The following is a 13616-nucleotide window of genomic DNA, read 5'->3' as shown; positions in this document are numbered from 1 at the left end:
CGGGAAAACCTTGGGATCCTGCACTTAACGCTTGATTGCCAATACGATTGCTTAAAAATCCCAACAGGGGAGGAGGAAGGTGGGGGCTGAGGGCTACTGAAGTGGTTGGTCTTGCACTGGAAATCTGGACGCCCCCTTGCCGTGGCGTGTGATTCACCGTATGAAGAAGAAACCCCCTTCCATGCATCACGCTGGTCGACACGACGCAACCGGGAGCACGCGCCAGTGAAGCATCCGAGCATTGCCTACCTTGTCACGGAAGACTGGTATTTCTGGAAACACCGCGCCCCACTTGCCCGCGCCGCGCAGGCGGCTGGGTATGACGTGCATGTCATTGCCGCCCCGGGCGCGCATGTGGATGCCATCCGCGAGGCCGGCTTCACGTACCACCCGCTGTCGCTCCACCGGCGCAGCACCAACCCCCTGCGCCAGCTGACGGCCATCCGCGCGCTGACAGCGCTGTACCGCGAAATCAATCCGACGCTAGTGCACCACGTGGCCTTAAAGCCCATCCTTCTGGGGTCCGCTGCCGCCCAGCGCGCCGGGGTGCGGCATGTGGTGAATGCTGTGACCGGCCTTGGATACGTGTTCACGCGCGGCGGGCTGAAGCGAAGCGCGCTGCGCCTGTGCGTGTCGCGCTGGCTGCGCACTAGCCTGCACCCGGCCGGAACGCGCGTCATTTTCCAAAATCCTGACGACATGGGCCTCTTTATTGCGGAGGGACTTGCGCGGGAGGAGCAGGCGACGCTTATCCCGGGGTCTGGCGTGGACACCTCGCGCTTTGCGCCGACGCCGGAGCCTGACGGAGCTCCTGTTATTCTGTTTGCGGCGCGCATGCTGTGGGACAAGGGCGCGGGTGAACTTGTGAAGGCAGCGCGGTTGCTGCGGCTACTGAAATTACCGTTTCGCATTGTGCTGGCGGGGCGTCCTGACGAGGACAACCCCGCGTCCATTTCGCAACACACTCTGCGGGAATGGGCCAGCCAGCCGGATATTGAGTGGCAGGGCTACGTGGAGGATATGCCTGCCCTGCTTGCCCAGTCCCACATCGCCTGCTTGCCGACGACATACCGCGAGGGCGTGCCGCTGTCGCTGCTGGAGGCCGCCTCTGCCGCGCGGCCCATCGTGACGACGGATGCGCCGGGGTGCCGGGATATTGTCCACCACAATGTGAATGGCTTCCTTGTGCCGCCGCACGATGTGGAATCGCTGGCTGACGCGCTGGTCCGGCTTGTGACGTCCAAACGCCTGCGCGAACAGATGGGGCTGGCGGGGCGCGAGCGTGTGCTTGATGGATTTTCCGTGGAGGCCGTCACACGTCGCACACTGGCGCTGTATGAAGAAATGCTCGCAGGCGAGCACGAACGGAGCGTGGCATGACCCCGGCGCCGCGCGGACTGGTCTGCATTACGGGAGCCAACGGGTTCATTGGCCGCGCCACGGTGGGCCGCCTGCTGGACGCCGGATACCGGGTGCGCGGCATCGTCCGGCGCCCACTGCCGCCTGTTGCGCCAACGGCGCCCGCTGACAAATACGAGCAGACCGAAGTGCCGGATGTTGGTCCGGAAACGGACTGGAGCGCCGCCCTGACGGGTGCGGACGCCGTCATCCACCTTGCCGCGCGCGTGCATAAAATGGACGAAAGCGGCGACGCGGCGGAAGCGGCCTTTGCGCGGGTGAATGCCAGCGGCACAGGACAACTGGCGGCGCAGGCGGCGGAGCATGGAGTGCGCCGGATGACCTTCATGAGCACGGTGAAGGTACTAGGTGAGGGCGGCCCGCGCGTCTTAACGGACAATGACCAGCCAAACCCGCAGGACGCTTACGCCCGCTCCAAGCACGACGGCGAAATGCTCCTGATGAACACGGCGCAGGGGACGAAACTCAGCGCCATTATCCTGCGCCCGCCGCTGGTGTACGGCCCCGGCGTTGGGGCAAACTTTTTACGGCTGATGAAGGGCATTGAGCGCGGCATCCCGTTCCCCTTTGGTTCCGTGGACAACCAGCGCAGCCTTATCTACGTCCATAACCTTGCCGACGCGCTTGTGGCCAGCCTTGGGCCGTCGCAGGGGACGGGAACGGCGTACCTTGTCAGCGACGGGCTGTCCTTTTCCACGCCGCACCTTATCCGCGCCATTGCGGATGCGCTGCATACGCGCGCCTACCTGACGCGTATGCCGCCATTCCTGCTCCGGGGTCTCGCGCGGATTGTGGGCAAGGGCGCGACCATGGACCGCCTCATCGGCTCCCTGACGGTTGACTCTTCACGATTCTGCAACGACTTCCAGTGGTCGCCGCCCTTCTCACCGCAGGAAGGGCTGACGGCCACCGCCGCATGGTACGCGGCGCACACCACCCGCGCCGGAGGGGCAGGGCATGGCGTATAAGCTGGCGCTATGCGCCGTTGCCGCCCTTGTGTCCTTTGCCCTCACGGGCTGGTTTCGGCGCGCGGCCCTGCGCCGCAACGTGGTGGACATCCCCAACGCCAGAAGCTCCCACACCACACCAACCCCGCGCGGCGGCGGACTGGCATTTATCATTGCCTTCGCCGCCACCATAACCATGGACGCCGCCCTTGGCGGGCAACTCTCTTCGCAATCTCTGCGCCTGTCGCTGGCGATGCTTGTTCCACTGGTCCTGCTGGGCTGGCTGGACGATACGCGCGGGCTGTCCGCCACAGTGCGCCTGCCCGTGCACATCGCTGTGGCGACGCTGGCGTGCATCGCCCTCGGGCCACTGTCCCTGCCCCTTCTGCCGCAGGAAGGAATGTGGAGCATTGGCGCATGGACGGTGAGCATCCTTGCGGTCACCGCGCTCATCAATTTCTATAACTTCATGGACGGCATGGACGCCCTTGTGGCGGGGACAAGCGCCGTGTTCTTCACCTTTTGCGCCGTCAGCATGAATCAGCCCGCGTGGATTCTGCTTGCCGCGGCGGTGGTGGGATTTCTGCCGTGGAACCTGCCCCGCGCGAAGATTTTCATGGGCGATGCGGCCAGCACGTTCCTTGGCGGGTCGGTGTCGCTTGCCCTGCTGCACGCGCCATCCACGCACGCCACCGCGGGCATGATTGCCGTCACCCTGCCCATTACACTCGATGCCGCCTACACCATCTGCCGCCGCCTGCTGCGGGGGGAGAATATCTTCCGCGCCCACCGCTCCCACGTGTACCAGCGCCTGCATAGCGATGCGGGATGGTCGCACGGACGCGTCAGCCTTGCCTACGCCGTGGTCAGCATTGCGGCCGCCTTCGCTGTAACCATGTGGCCGAAATTCGGCTCCCTGTGGTGCCTTGGCGGCGCGGCCCTACTCATCGCCCTTGCCGAAGCACGCATCCGCGCGCAGAAGTTGAAAATCCGGTAACACCCTTTCCCATCTTTCTGATATACAAGGAGCATAGCCCTGCGTTCTGCGGCGTGATGCCCCCTCACCACGCCGCGCTGGGCGCCGCCCGCATACACGGACACAGCGCGAAAGCACCGCAAGAGAGACAGCACACGACCACACCAACCAGAGAGGTGACGGTTCCGTGATTCAGCAGCTCCGGTCCATCAACTTCTACATCCTGATTCTTCTGGACGCCGCCCTTGTGCTTGCGGCGCACGCCCTTGCGTACCTGACGCGGTTCGAGTTCGCCGTACCCGCCGTGCATCTGGAGCAGTTCACGTCGGTTCTGCCCGTGCTGGTGCCGCTGAAAATCGCCTGCTTTTTGTACTTTGACCTCTACAAGGGCATGTGGCGCTACACCAGCCTGCCGGAGCTTGTGGACATTGCCCGCGCCACCACCGTGTCCACGGTACTGCTCCTCGCCTACATCGTGTTTTTCCGGAATTTCCAAGGCTTCTCGCGCTCGGTCTTTATTCTGGACTGGGTATACACCATGGCCTTTGTGGCCGGAGTGCGCATCGGCATCCGCATGGTCTACGGCACGGGCTTTGTGACCCTGTCGCGGGTGCTGCTGCCGCGTCCGGGACAGAATCCCGACCAGACAACCTGCGTGCTGCTGGGCGCGGGCAAAGCCGGGGAAACCCTGCTGCGCGAGAGCCAGTCCAACCGCGCTTCGGACCTGCGCATCGTCGCCATCTTTGACGACGACAAGAGCATGCACGGGCACTCCATCCACGGCGTGCCCGTGGTGGGCGGGTTAGACGCCCTGCCGGAGTGGAAGCGCATTGAAAAGTTTGGCGTCACCGACGCGCTCATCGCCCTGCCCGATGCCTCGGGCGAAGAGATACGCCACCTGATGACGCTGTGCGAGCGCGCGGACCTCGCCTGCCGCCGCATCCCGTCGCTGACGGACATCGCGGGCGGGCGCGTCTCCATCAAGGACCTGCGCGACGTCGATTACAAAGATCTGCTGGGGCGCCAGCCCGTCTCGCTGGATGACCGCAAAATTGCGGGCTACCTGCGCGGCAAGGTCGTGCTGGTCACGGGTGCGGGCGGTTCCATCGGGTCCGAGCTCTGCCGCCAAATACTCACCTACGGCCCCAAGCGCCTGCTCCTGCTCGACGCCAGCGAATACGCTCTCTACACCATCCAGATGGAGCTGGAGCACGAGCGCAATTTCCACGACTACGAAACCCTGCTGGGCAGCCTGTGCGACGAGGCGTGGGTAAAGCACATCATCACAGCGCACAGCCCGGACGTTATCTTCCACGCGGCGGCGTACAAGCATGTGCCGCTTCTGGAGGCCAACCCGTGGCAGGCTGTGTACAACAACATCCTTGCCACAAATGCCCTTGTGTCTACGGCGGTCAAGCGCGGCGTGCCGCGCCTGCTCATCGTCAGCACGGACAAGGCGGTACGCCCCACCAACGTCATGGGTGCGTCCAAGCGCGTGACGGAAAAAATCATGCAGGCGCACTGCGGCAACGGCACAGCCATGATGGCGGTGCGCTTTGGCAACGTGCTGGGGTCCACCGGCTCGGTTATTCCGCTGTTCCGGCGGCAAATCGAACACGGCGGTCCCGTTACGGTGACGCACCCCGACGTGGTGCGCTATTTTATGACCATTGAGGAAGCCTGCCAGCTTATCCTGCAGGCGGGCAGCATGGGGGAAGGCGGGGAACTGTTTGTGCTGAACATGGGGCGGCCCGTGCGCATAGCGGACATGGCGGCGGACCTTATCCGCCTGTCCGGGCGCGAACCCGGAACGGACATCGAACTGCGCTACATCGGCCTGCGCCCCGGAGAAAAGCTCTATGAGGAGCTCATCACCGAGGATGAAGGCGTTGTCCCCACGCAGCATGACAAGATTATGGTCCTGCGGGGCCAAACCTGCGACGTGCTCACCCTCACCCGCCACCTTGAGGAATTGCGGCAGGCCGCGGACTCGCGCGATCCGGAGCGAATCCGCCAAAAACTTGGCCATCTGGTGCCCGAATACCACCCCGAAAAGGCAGGCTGACGCCGCCGGATAAGCAACCACGCGGCGTCTCAACTGCGGCCCGGAAACTGGCGCGAGTCTTGCTTATCCAGCCGCATGGACATCTTCAACTTCGACCCCGCGACATTTTTCAGCTTTCTTCTGACCCTGTTCCGGGTCAGTCTTATTCTCTTTGTCCTGCCGTTTTTTGGCGGCAACTCGGTGCCGACGACGGTTAAGGCCGCATTGTGCCTTGTCCTGAGTTACGCCGTGTGGCCTGCGCTGTCGTTTACGGGCGTGATGTTTCCGCGTCACCCCTTCGACATTGCGCTGATGATTTTTGGCGAGCTGCTCATTGGCCTTGTGCTGATGCTGGTTGTGCGCTTTCTGTTTGCCGCCGTGCAGATGGGCGGCCAGATTATTGGCTTCCAGATGGGCTTTGCCATGATCAACATCGTCGACCCGCTGACGGGTAGCTCCGTGGTCATCACCTCGCACTTTCTGTACATGACCACCCTGCTCACCTTCCTGAGCCTAAACGGCCACCTGTATTTGATTCAGGGACTGGCCGACAGCTTTGCCATCATCCCGCCCGGGGGCCTGCTTATTACGCCGGAGCTTGGCGAAGGCCTCATGAAGCTGGCGGGAAGCATCTTTACCCTTGCCGTCCGCATCGCCGCGCCGGTCATGGCCGCCCTGTTCATGGTGGACCTTGCCCTCGCCCTCATTGGCCGCGCCGCACCGCAGATGCACGTGCTCATCCTCGGCTTTCCCATCAAGATTGCTGTTGGGTTCTTCTTCCTCGGCATCCTGTTTACCTATCTGGCGCAGCACGTTTCAACGTTCATCGCCGGTATGGGGCCCATGTTCCACCACCTGCTGCGCACCATGGCCGGCTAGCCGCGCCGCGCAAAGCACACAGGACGTTACGAAATGGCGAAAGATCCGAGTAAAACAGAAGAGGCGACACAAAAACGAAAAAACAAGGCCAGAGAAGAAGGCAATGTCGCAAAGAGCCAGGAGCTCAGCAAAGCGACAATCCTTCTGGCTGGCCTTGTTGGTATGTACTTCTACATTGACGTCATCGAAAAAGAACTGATGTCCGTCTTCACATGGTTCTGCGGCGAAGGGCTAAGCTTTCAGATCACTGAGCAAAGCGTGTATTCGCTGTTTGTGGATATGTCGCAGCGCCTTGCCCTCATGCTGCTGCCCACATTTGCCATCCTCGCCGTAGTGGCCTTTGCCACCATGCGCATGCAGGTAGGCCGTCTGTGGACCACCAAAGTTTTCGTTCCCAAGCCTGAGAAGACGTTCAACCTTGCCTCAGGCCTCAAGCGCATCTTTGCCGACCCCAAGGTGCTGGTACGCCTCTTCAAAAGCATCATGCAGGCGCTGGCCATTGGCATTGCGCCCTACATCGTGCTGAAGACGGAGCTTACACACCTTGCGCCGCTGTTCTTCTCCAACGCGCAGGGCGTGGCCAGCTACATCCTGTCCATCGGCCTCAAGATGTGCATCTACGCCCTTATTCCCATGCTCATCATCGGCATTGCCGACACGTGGTACACGTTCTGGGATTACAAAGAGAACCTCAAGATGAGCAAGCACGAGGTCAAGGACGAGCGCAAACAGGCCGACGGCGACCCGCTGGTCAAACAGCAGCAGCGCGAGAAGATGATGAAGTCCATGGCCAGCCGCATGCTCCAGCAGGTGCCGGAGGCGGACGTGGTCATCACCAACCCCACGCACATCGCCATCGCCCTCAAATACGACGCCATGGAAGCCCCAGCGCCGCTGGTTCTGGCCAAGGGCGTGGACCACATGGCGGAAAAGATCAAAGAAGTCGCCCGGGAAAATAACATTCCCATCCGCGAAAACAAGCCGCTGGCACGGGCTTTGTATAAATCAGTAGAAGTTGGGGACGTCATCCCCGAGGAAATGTACCAGGCAGTGGCCTCAATACTGGCCCAGATATTCAAGAACCGCCCCCGCTAGCCTGAAAAACGCTTGAGATAGGATGTCAATTTTATGGCGAATCAGTCCTCTATCATGAACCTTGATTACCAACGCTTTGCCAAGCAGGGTGATGTCCTGCTGGCCCTTGGCGTCGTAGTCATTCTGTTCACGATGCTCATCCCGCTGCCCACGATCTTTCTGGACATGATGTTGACGTGCTCCATCTCGCTCAGCCTTGTGGTGCTCATCACCACCATGTTCATGAAATCCCCGCTGGAATTCTCCATCTTCCCCTCGCTTCTGCTCGTGGCTACGCTGCTTCGCCTTGCGCTCAACGTTGCCTCCACCAGACTCATCCTGCTCAATGGCGACCAAGGGCCAAGCGCGGCGGGACGGGTTATTGAAGCGTTTGGTCAATTCGTTGTCGGCGGCAACTTTGTGATCGGCATCGTCATCTTCCTCATCCTGTTTGCGCTGAACAAGATGGTTATCGTCGACGGCACCACCCGTATTGCCGAGGTGGCCGCACGATTTACCCTCGACTCCCTGCCCGGCAAGCAGATGGCCATTGAGGCCGACCTCAACGCCGGTCTCTTGTCCGAGGAAGAAGCCACCCAGCGCCGCGACGCCCTGCGAAAGGAAGCCGACTTCTACGGCGCCATGGACGGTGCGGGCAAGTTCGTCAGTGGTGACGTGAAGGCCGGTATCCTCATCACCATCATCAATATCATCGGCGGCATCTTCATTGGCATGGTCCAGCAGGACATGAGCTGGAGCGAGGCCGCACAGACCTATACCCTGCTGACCATCGGTGACGGCTTGGTCTCCACCATTCCGTCGCTTATCATCTCCACCAGTTCGGGCATCATCGTGTCCCGCGCGGCGGCGGAAGCCAAGATGGGCGAGGAGTTCATCGGCCAGCTGACCTACCACTCCCGCGCGCTCAAGCTGACCAGCTGCATTCTGGTCATCTTCGGCCTGATTCCCGGCATGCCGACCTTTGCCTTCCTGCTGCTGGCGGGCGTGCTGTTCGTGGTCTCCATCCTGTCCAGCCGCTTCCATCAGGCTGTTGAGGATGCGGGCGGCCCGGCGGCCAAGGGCAAGGGCACAGCCGCACAGACCGGCGAGCTGGAAACCCCCGAGGAAGTCCAGAGCCTTCTGCCCCTCGACGCACTGGAGCTGGAAGTGGGCTACGGCCTCATTCCGCTGGTGGACGAGGACCAGAACGGCAACCTGCTGGCGCGCATCCGCTCCATCCGCCGACAGTTCGCACTGGACATGGGCGTGGTTATCCCGTCCCTGCACCTGCGCGACAACCTGCAGCTGAAGCCCGGCCAGTACTCCGTGCTCATCAAGGGCAATCAGGTCGCCACCGGCGAAATCATGATCGACCACTATCTGGCCATGGACCCCGGCGACGCCAAGCACAGGATTCAGGGCATCGAGACGCAGGAGCCGGCATTCAACCTGCCCGCGCTGTGGATTCCCGAAAAGCAGAAGGAAGAGGCCATGCTCGCGGGCTACACCGTTGTGGACCCGTCCACCGTCATCGCCACGCATTTGACGGAAGTGTTCCGCCGCAACCTGCACGAGTTCCTCGGCAGGCAGGAGACGCAGGCCCTTCTGGACAACCTGTCCAAGCGCGCCCCCAAGGCCGTGGAAGACCTCGTGCCCGGCACGCTGCCCCTTGGCACAGTACAGAAGGTGCTGCAGAACCTCGTGCGCGAAAACGTCTCCGTCCGCGACATCCTGACCGTGGCGGAAACCCTGACCGACTACGGTACGGGCATCAAGGACCCCGACCAGCTGACGGAATACATCCGCTCCAAGATGGGCCGCACCATCATCAAGCCCTACTTGGACAGCGGCGGCACGCTGCCCATCATCACGCTGTCGCACAACGTGGAGCGCGCCTTCCAGGATGGCCTGCGCCAGTCCGAACAGGGCACCTTCCTCGCTATGGAGCCGGGCCTTGCCCAGCAGATTATACAAAACATCAATGAGGCGGCGGAACGCGCCGTCGCCACGGATGGACAACCTGTCCTCCTCACGACACCGGTAACTCGCTCACACCTCGCACAGCTTCTGGTCCGGTTCATTCCGAACCTCCCTGTTATCTCTCAAGCTGAAATCCCCGCAGATGTGAAACTCGTAACTCTTGCAAACGTGGACATTGACTATGCAGGTTAAGACATTCAGAGGCAGAAGTTCTTTCGAGGCGCTCCAGCAGGTCAAACAGGTGCTTGGAGACGACGCCGTCATTCTCGGCACGCAAAACGTCAGCGAAGGCGAAAAGACGTGGTGCGAGGTCACCGCCGCCACGGACCATGCCGCACCGGAAAAGCCCGCAACCGGAGATGATCCGCAGACTGGCGGCGCGCCGGGCTGGAACGAGTGGCACCGCGAATGGGACCTCATCAAGTCGCACATGATGGCGCTCATCAAGCCGCAGCTGGATATGTCCATGCTCGCGCCGCGGCAGCGTCAGGCGCTGGAACTGCTGGAACGCGAAGGCGTGGCCGAAGGCGTGAGCCTTGCCCTGTACGATACGCTTCGCGGCGACAGGGAAAGCTCCATCCTTGGCGCGCTGGGCCGCATTGTCCGCCCCCACGCATGGAATTGGAAGAATTGGCGGCAGAAGCTGCACGTGCTGGCAGGCCCGAGCGGATGCGGAAAAAGCACAACCCTCTTGCGTATGGCGCTTGCATGTCATACCAAACGTCCGGACAGCCGCATCTGCATTGTGAACCTTGACGCCTCCGGCGGAAAGGCGCGGCAGTACCTGAAGTACTTTGCGGAACTCTCCGGTATGGCCTACAAGGACATCCGGAACGCCCGCGAGATGCTGGACCTTGTTAAGGACGGCCAGAAATTTGACAGGATTTTCGTCGACATGCCCGCCATGTCGGGGAAAACCACGCTGAATAGGTACCTCCAGCTTATTGGCCTTGGCGAATGCGACGACATGGCCGTGCATCTGGTGCTGTCGCCGCACTACGCGCCCGCCCAGCTGGAGCTGTTTACCCGCAAGTACGCCTCGTCCAAATGCGCATCGGTTATCTGGACGAAGCTTGACGAAGCCTGTAACTTCGGGGCTGTGGTCAACACGGCCCACGCTACGGGTCTGCCCGTGGCAGCCCTTTCAATCGGGTCCGGATTGCGTGGCACCCTCGTGCCCGCAGACACTGGCATGCTGTGGAGACTGATATTCAAGCGCCAGCTCCCCGAAAGCCCTCTCGAGGAAAAACGTGGCAACTACGCTCAGTAAAGACAAGACTCGCCCCTCGGCAGACAGCGGAACCGGTTTTCCGCACGTCATCTCCATCACGTCCGGCAAGGGCGGCGTGGGCAAGACCAACGTCAGCGCCAACCTCGCCTACCTGCTTGCCTCCATGGGCAAGCGCGTGGTGCTGCTTGACGCGGACCTCGGCCTCGCCAATGTGGACGTTATGCTCGGCCTCGCACCGCAGAAGAACCTTTTTCACCTCTTCCACGAAAATGCGGGCCTGAGCGACATCCTCTATTCCACGCCCTTTGGGTTCTCCATCCTTCCCGCCTCGTCCGGCGTGTCGGACATGATGGACCTTGATACGGGACAAAAGCTGGAACTTCTTGAGTCGATGGATATACTGGAGAATGACATCGACTACCTGCTTGTGGACACAGGAGCGGGAATCAACGACAATGTCTTGTATTTCAACCTTGCGGTGCAGGAACGCATTCTCGTCCTGACCCCGGAGCCGACGTCCCTCACGGACGCCTACGCGCTCATCAAGGTGCTCAAGGCGCAACACGGCATCGAACGCTTCCGCGTGGTCGTGAACATGGCCAAGAACATGGCCGCCGCCAAGGAGATTTACCTCAAGCTCCACACGGCGTGCGACCAGTTCCTCTCGGGGGTTTCCCTCGATCTCTTGGGCGTGCTTCCCTATGACCAGTCGGTGCGCTCGTCCGTCATCAAGCAGCAGCCGTTTGCGCAGGCGTTTCCGGACAGCCCCGCGAGCCAGGCCCTCGCGGGGGTCGCACGCAGAATCAATGCTTGGAAGGCACCCACACAACTCGATGGAAACATTAAGTTCTTCTGGAAAAAACTCCTCTTCCAAGAATGAGCCTTGGAAGCTGCTGGAATCCGGCGAAGTGCGCTGGGATGACTTCTCCGCCTACGAGCGGGAGCTCATCGTCCGCCACTACGCGCCCAAGATTAAGATTCTGGCACTCCGGCTCAAAGGGAAGCTGCCGCAGCAGGTCGACCTGAACGAACTGCTTTCCGCAGGTACGCTTGGGCTTATTGAGTGCTTGGGCAAGTTCAAGCCCGAGCTCAACATTAAGTTCGAGACCTACGCGGAAAATCGTATCAAGGGCGCCATGCTTGATGAACTGCGTCGTATGGACTGGTTCTCCCGCGGTTTGCGCCAGCGCGTCCGTACACTGGAAGAAGCCATCCGCAAAGTGGAAAGCAGAACAGGACGCAAAGCCAGCAAAGCGGAGCTTCGGGAAGAGACGGGACTGTCGGAGAAGGAAGTGGAGGCAGGCCTTGGTGCCTTGCAGAATCAGTTGTGCCTTAGTCTTGATGCCATTCAGGACCACTTTTCGCCGGACCAGAACGCGCACCATGATAACGAGCCATACAAATCAACTGCCCTGCAGGACATCATTGACAAGATTGCCAGTCTCATCGACGAGTTGACGATGCGAGAGAAACTGGTATTATCCCTCTACTACACTGAAGAATTGAATATGCGAGAAACGGCGGAGGTTATGGGAATAACCGAAGGCCGCGTTTCGCAGCTTCATTCACAGGCACTTAAAAAACTGAAAAAGAAATTCCGCGCCTCTTATGGGCAGGAATAAAACCTAGCACGGGAGACCTTTATGGCTATTGATAAAAACATGCGGGTTCTCGTGGTGGACGACTTCTCCACCATGCGCAGAATCGTCAAGAACATCCTTCGGCAGCTGGGCTTCAACAACATCGTCGAAGCAGACGACGGCTCCACCGCATGGGAAGTCCTCAATAAAGACAAAATCGACTTTATCGTCTCGGACTGGAACATGCCCGAGATGCCCGGCATCGACCTGCTGCGCAAAGTCCGCGCCAGTGAAGAGTTCGCCGATATCCCCTTCCTCATGGTCACCGCAGAGGGCCTTCAGGAGAACATCATCGAGGCCGTGCAGGCCAAGGTGTCCAACTACATCGTGAAGCCCTTCACCGCTGAAACCATGAACCAGAAAATCGAAAAGATTTTTGAGGGATAAGCCGCTCCGCAACAGCGTTTTGGCTTGGTTTAACACAGAATGACCGACGAACTCGACGATCTCCTTAATGGAGAGGACGACTCGGCTAAAGCCGAACTCGATACCGATGAACTGACCGCATCCCTCCCCCAGGACTCGCAAAAGGTTGAACTCGACCTGGAAGACGCGCCCTTTCTGGAGGAGGATGAAGACGAGGACGAGGAGGAGCTTCCCGAAGAGGAAGCCCCTTCCGTCGTCGACGAGGAACCAGCCGGCGACCAAGAGCCGTGGTTCAAGAACAAGCGCATCGTCATCCCGGCTGCGGCCGTCCTGCTCCTTCTCCTTGCTGGCCTTGCCATATGGCTCTATACCAAACCCGCCACGCAGCCCGTGGCCGAGCCGGAGCCACCCGTAGAAGAGATTCAGCCTCAAGAGCAGCCCGCTCCCATGGTGGAAGAGGAAGAAGTGCAGGAATTCATCGTCTCCCTCGCCCCCTTTATGGTGGAAATGCGGGGCAAGGACGGAGAAATCCACTTCCTGCGGTGCAAATTCGCCACCGTGACGGAAAACGAAAAGCTCTCCTTCGAGATTACGCAAAAGACCACCACCCTGCGCGATGCCGTGTTCTACTACCTGAAGAACAAAGACATGGCCTACCTTGCAGACATGGACAACGCGGATACCCTCAAGGCCGACATTCTCTCCGTCATCAACCAATATCTCAGCAACGGAAGGCTGGAGACCCTGCTTATCGAGGAATATCTGGTGAAGTAAAATGCCAACGAGCATCAACCTCCCTGTCTTGCTGGCGCAGCTGCCACATCTGTCAAAGCTGACCAGCGTGGAGCAGGCCCGCCCGGAAGCGCAAACCGCCCTTTCCGAACAGCGCGCCCGCGAGGAGGCACTTCGCCGTCAACACTCGGTGGAAGAAGTCGAAAAGCAAGAGCGCTCGAAAGTCGTAGACGACGAGGGCAAAGACGGCTCTTCCAAGCAGGGTCGCCACATGCGCGACAGAAAGGACCACAGCGCAGAGGAAGAGGACGACCCTAAGAAGTCCCCG

At 60.6% G+C, this 13616-nt stretch carries 13 protein-coding genes; all 13 read left to right on the top strand.

Translation table 11 applies throughout. The features are described from left to right. The first annotated feature begins 225 nt into the window (after positions 1 to 225). Positions 226 to 1380: a glycosyltransferase family 4 protein gene (locus ACY69P_RS07285; protein ID WP_459899439.1), complete on the top strand. Its 1155-nt coding sequence runs from the start codon at positions 226 to 228 to the stop codon at positions 1378 to 1380. Next, positions 1377 to 2387 (top strand): NAD-dependent epimerase/dehydratase family protein, encoded by a 1011-nt coding sequence (locus ACY69P_RS07280; protein ID WP_462327015.1) that lies wholly within the window; start codon positions 1377 to 1379, stop codon positions 2385 to 2387. Before ACY69P_RS07285 ends, ACY69P_RS07280 begins: the two co-directional genes overlap by 4 nt. Further along, positions 2377 to 3363 carry an MraY family glycosyltransferase gene (locus ACY69P_RS07275; protein ID WP_462327014.1) on the top strand — a complete coding sequence of 329 codons (987 nt, stop codon included), beginning with the start codon at positions 2377 to 2379 and terminating at the stop codon, positions 3361 to 3363. The genes ACY69P_RS07280 and ACY69P_RS07275 overlap by 11 nt, the downstream gene beginning before the upstream one ends. 166 nt (positions 3364 to 3529) lie before the next feature. Then, positions 3530 to 5407 (top strand): polysaccharide biosynthesis protein, encoded by a 1878-nt coding sequence (locus ACY69P_RS07270; RefSeq protein WP_462327013.1) that lies wholly within the window; start codon positions 3530 to 3532, stop codon positions 5405 to 5407. A gap of 75 nt (positions 5408 to 5482) precedes the next feature. After that, the gene (gene fliR / locus ACY69P_RS07265) at positions 5483 to 6265 is read left to right on the top strand and encodes a flagellar biosynthetic protein FliR (RefSeq protein WP_404844638.1); all 783 of its coding nucleotides are present in this window, start codon (positions 5483 to 5485) and stop codon (positions 6263 to 6265) included. 33 nt (positions 6266 to 6298) lie between these two features. Further along, positions 6299 to 7360, top strand: a complete 1062-nt coding sequence (gene flhB, locus ACY69P_RS07260) for a flagellar biosynthesis protein FlhB (RefSeq protein ID WP_462327012.1) — start codon at positions 6299 to 6301, stop codon at positions 7358 to 7360. Between the two features lie 33 nt (positions 7361 to 7393). Beyond that, positions 7394 to 9511 (top strand): flagellar biosynthesis protein FlhA, encoded by a 2118-nt coding sequence (gene flhA, locus ACY69P_RS07255; protein WP_462327011.1) that lies wholly within the window; start codon positions 7394 to 7396, stop codon positions 9509 to 9511. Further along, positions 9501 to 10589: a flagellar biosynthesis protein FlhF gene (locus ACY69P_RS07250; RefSeq protein ID WP_459899427.1), complete on the top strand. Its 1089-nt coding sequence runs from the start codon at positions 9501 to 9503 to the stop codon at positions 10587 to 10589. Before flhA ends, ACY69P_RS07250 begins: the two co-directional genes overlap by 11 nt. Continuing rightward, positions 10570 to 11430: a MinD/ParA family protein gene (locus ACY69P_RS07245; protein WP_462327010.1), complete on the top strand. Its 861-nt coding sequence runs from the start codon at positions 10570 to 10572 to the stop codon at positions 11428 to 11430. Before ACY69P_RS07250 ends, ACY69P_RS07245 begins: the two co-directional genes overlap by 20 nt. After that, positions 11384 to 12172 (top strand): FliA/WhiG family RNA polymerase sigma factor, encoded by a 789-nt coding sequence (locus tag ACY69P_RS07240; protein ID WP_404844633.1) that lies wholly within the window; start codon positions 11384 to 11386, stop codon positions 12170 to 12172. Before ACY69P_RS07245 ends, ACY69P_RS07240 begins: the two co-directional genes overlap by 47 nt. A 21-nt stretch (positions 12173 to 12193) precedes the next feature. Beyond that, entirely contained in the window at positions 12194 to 12577 is a 384-nt protein-coding gene (locus ACY69P_RS07235) for a chemotaxis response regulator CheY (protein WP_459899424.1), read from the top strand. A 39-nt stretch (positions 12578 to 12616) separates the two neighbouring features. Further along, positions 12617 to 13330 carry a flagellar basal body-associated FliL family protein gene (locus tag ACY69P_RS07230; RefSeq protein ID WP_459899422.1) on the top strand — a complete coding sequence of 238 codons (714 nt, stop codon included), beginning with the start codon at positions 12617 to 12619 and terminating at the stop codon, positions 13328 to 13330. 1 nt (position 13331) lies between these two features. Continuing rightward, a partial coding sequence (locus ACY69P_RS07225) for a hypothetical protein (RefSeq protein WP_462327009.1) occupies positions 13332 to 13616 on the top strand: 285 nt, incomplete at its 3' end.

The sequence above is a fragment of the Desulfobaculum sp. genome, assembly GCF_054921475.1.
Note: the sequence above shows the minus strand (reverse complement) of the source record. Positions and strands in the feature narration are given on the sequence as shown.

Bases quoted from the DNA above. Each gene is read 5' to 3' on its own strand.
- ACY69P_RS07280 (WP_462327015.1), top strand. From the start codon at position 1,377: ATGACCCCGGCGCCGCGCGGACTGGTCTGCATTACGGGAGCCAACGGG.
- ACY69P_RS07275 (WP_462327014.1), top strand. From the start codon at position 2,377: ATGGCGTATAAGCTGGCGCTATGCGCCGTTGCCGCCCTTGTGTCCTTT.
- fliR (WP_404844638.1), top strand. From the start codon at position 5,483: ATGGACATCTTCAACTTCGACCCCGCGACATTTTTCAGCTTTCTTCTG.
- flhB (WP_462327012.1), top strand. From the start codon at position 6,299: ATGGCGAAAGATCCGAGTAAAACAGAAGAGGCGACACAAAAACGAAAA.
- flhA (WP_462327011.1), top strand. From the start codon at position 7,394: ATGGCGAATCAGTCCTCTATCATGAACCTTGATTACCAACGCTTTGCC.
- ACY69P_RS07250 (WP_459899427.1), top strand. From the start codon at position 9,501: ATGCAGGTTAAGACATTCAGAGGCAGAAGTTCTTTCGAGGCGCTCCAG.
- ACY69P_RS07240 (WP_404844633.1), top strand. From the start codon at position 11,384: ATGGAAACATTAAGTTCTTCTGGAAAAAACTCCTCTTCCAAGAATGAG.
- ACY69P_RS07235 (WP_459899424.1), top strand. From the start codon at position 12,194: ATGGCTATTGATAAAAACATGCGGGTTCTCGTGGTGGACGACTTCTCC.
- ACY69P_RS07230 (WP_459899422.1), top strand. From the start codon at position 12,617: ATGACCGACGAACTCGACGATCTCCTTAATGGAGAGGACGACTCGGCT.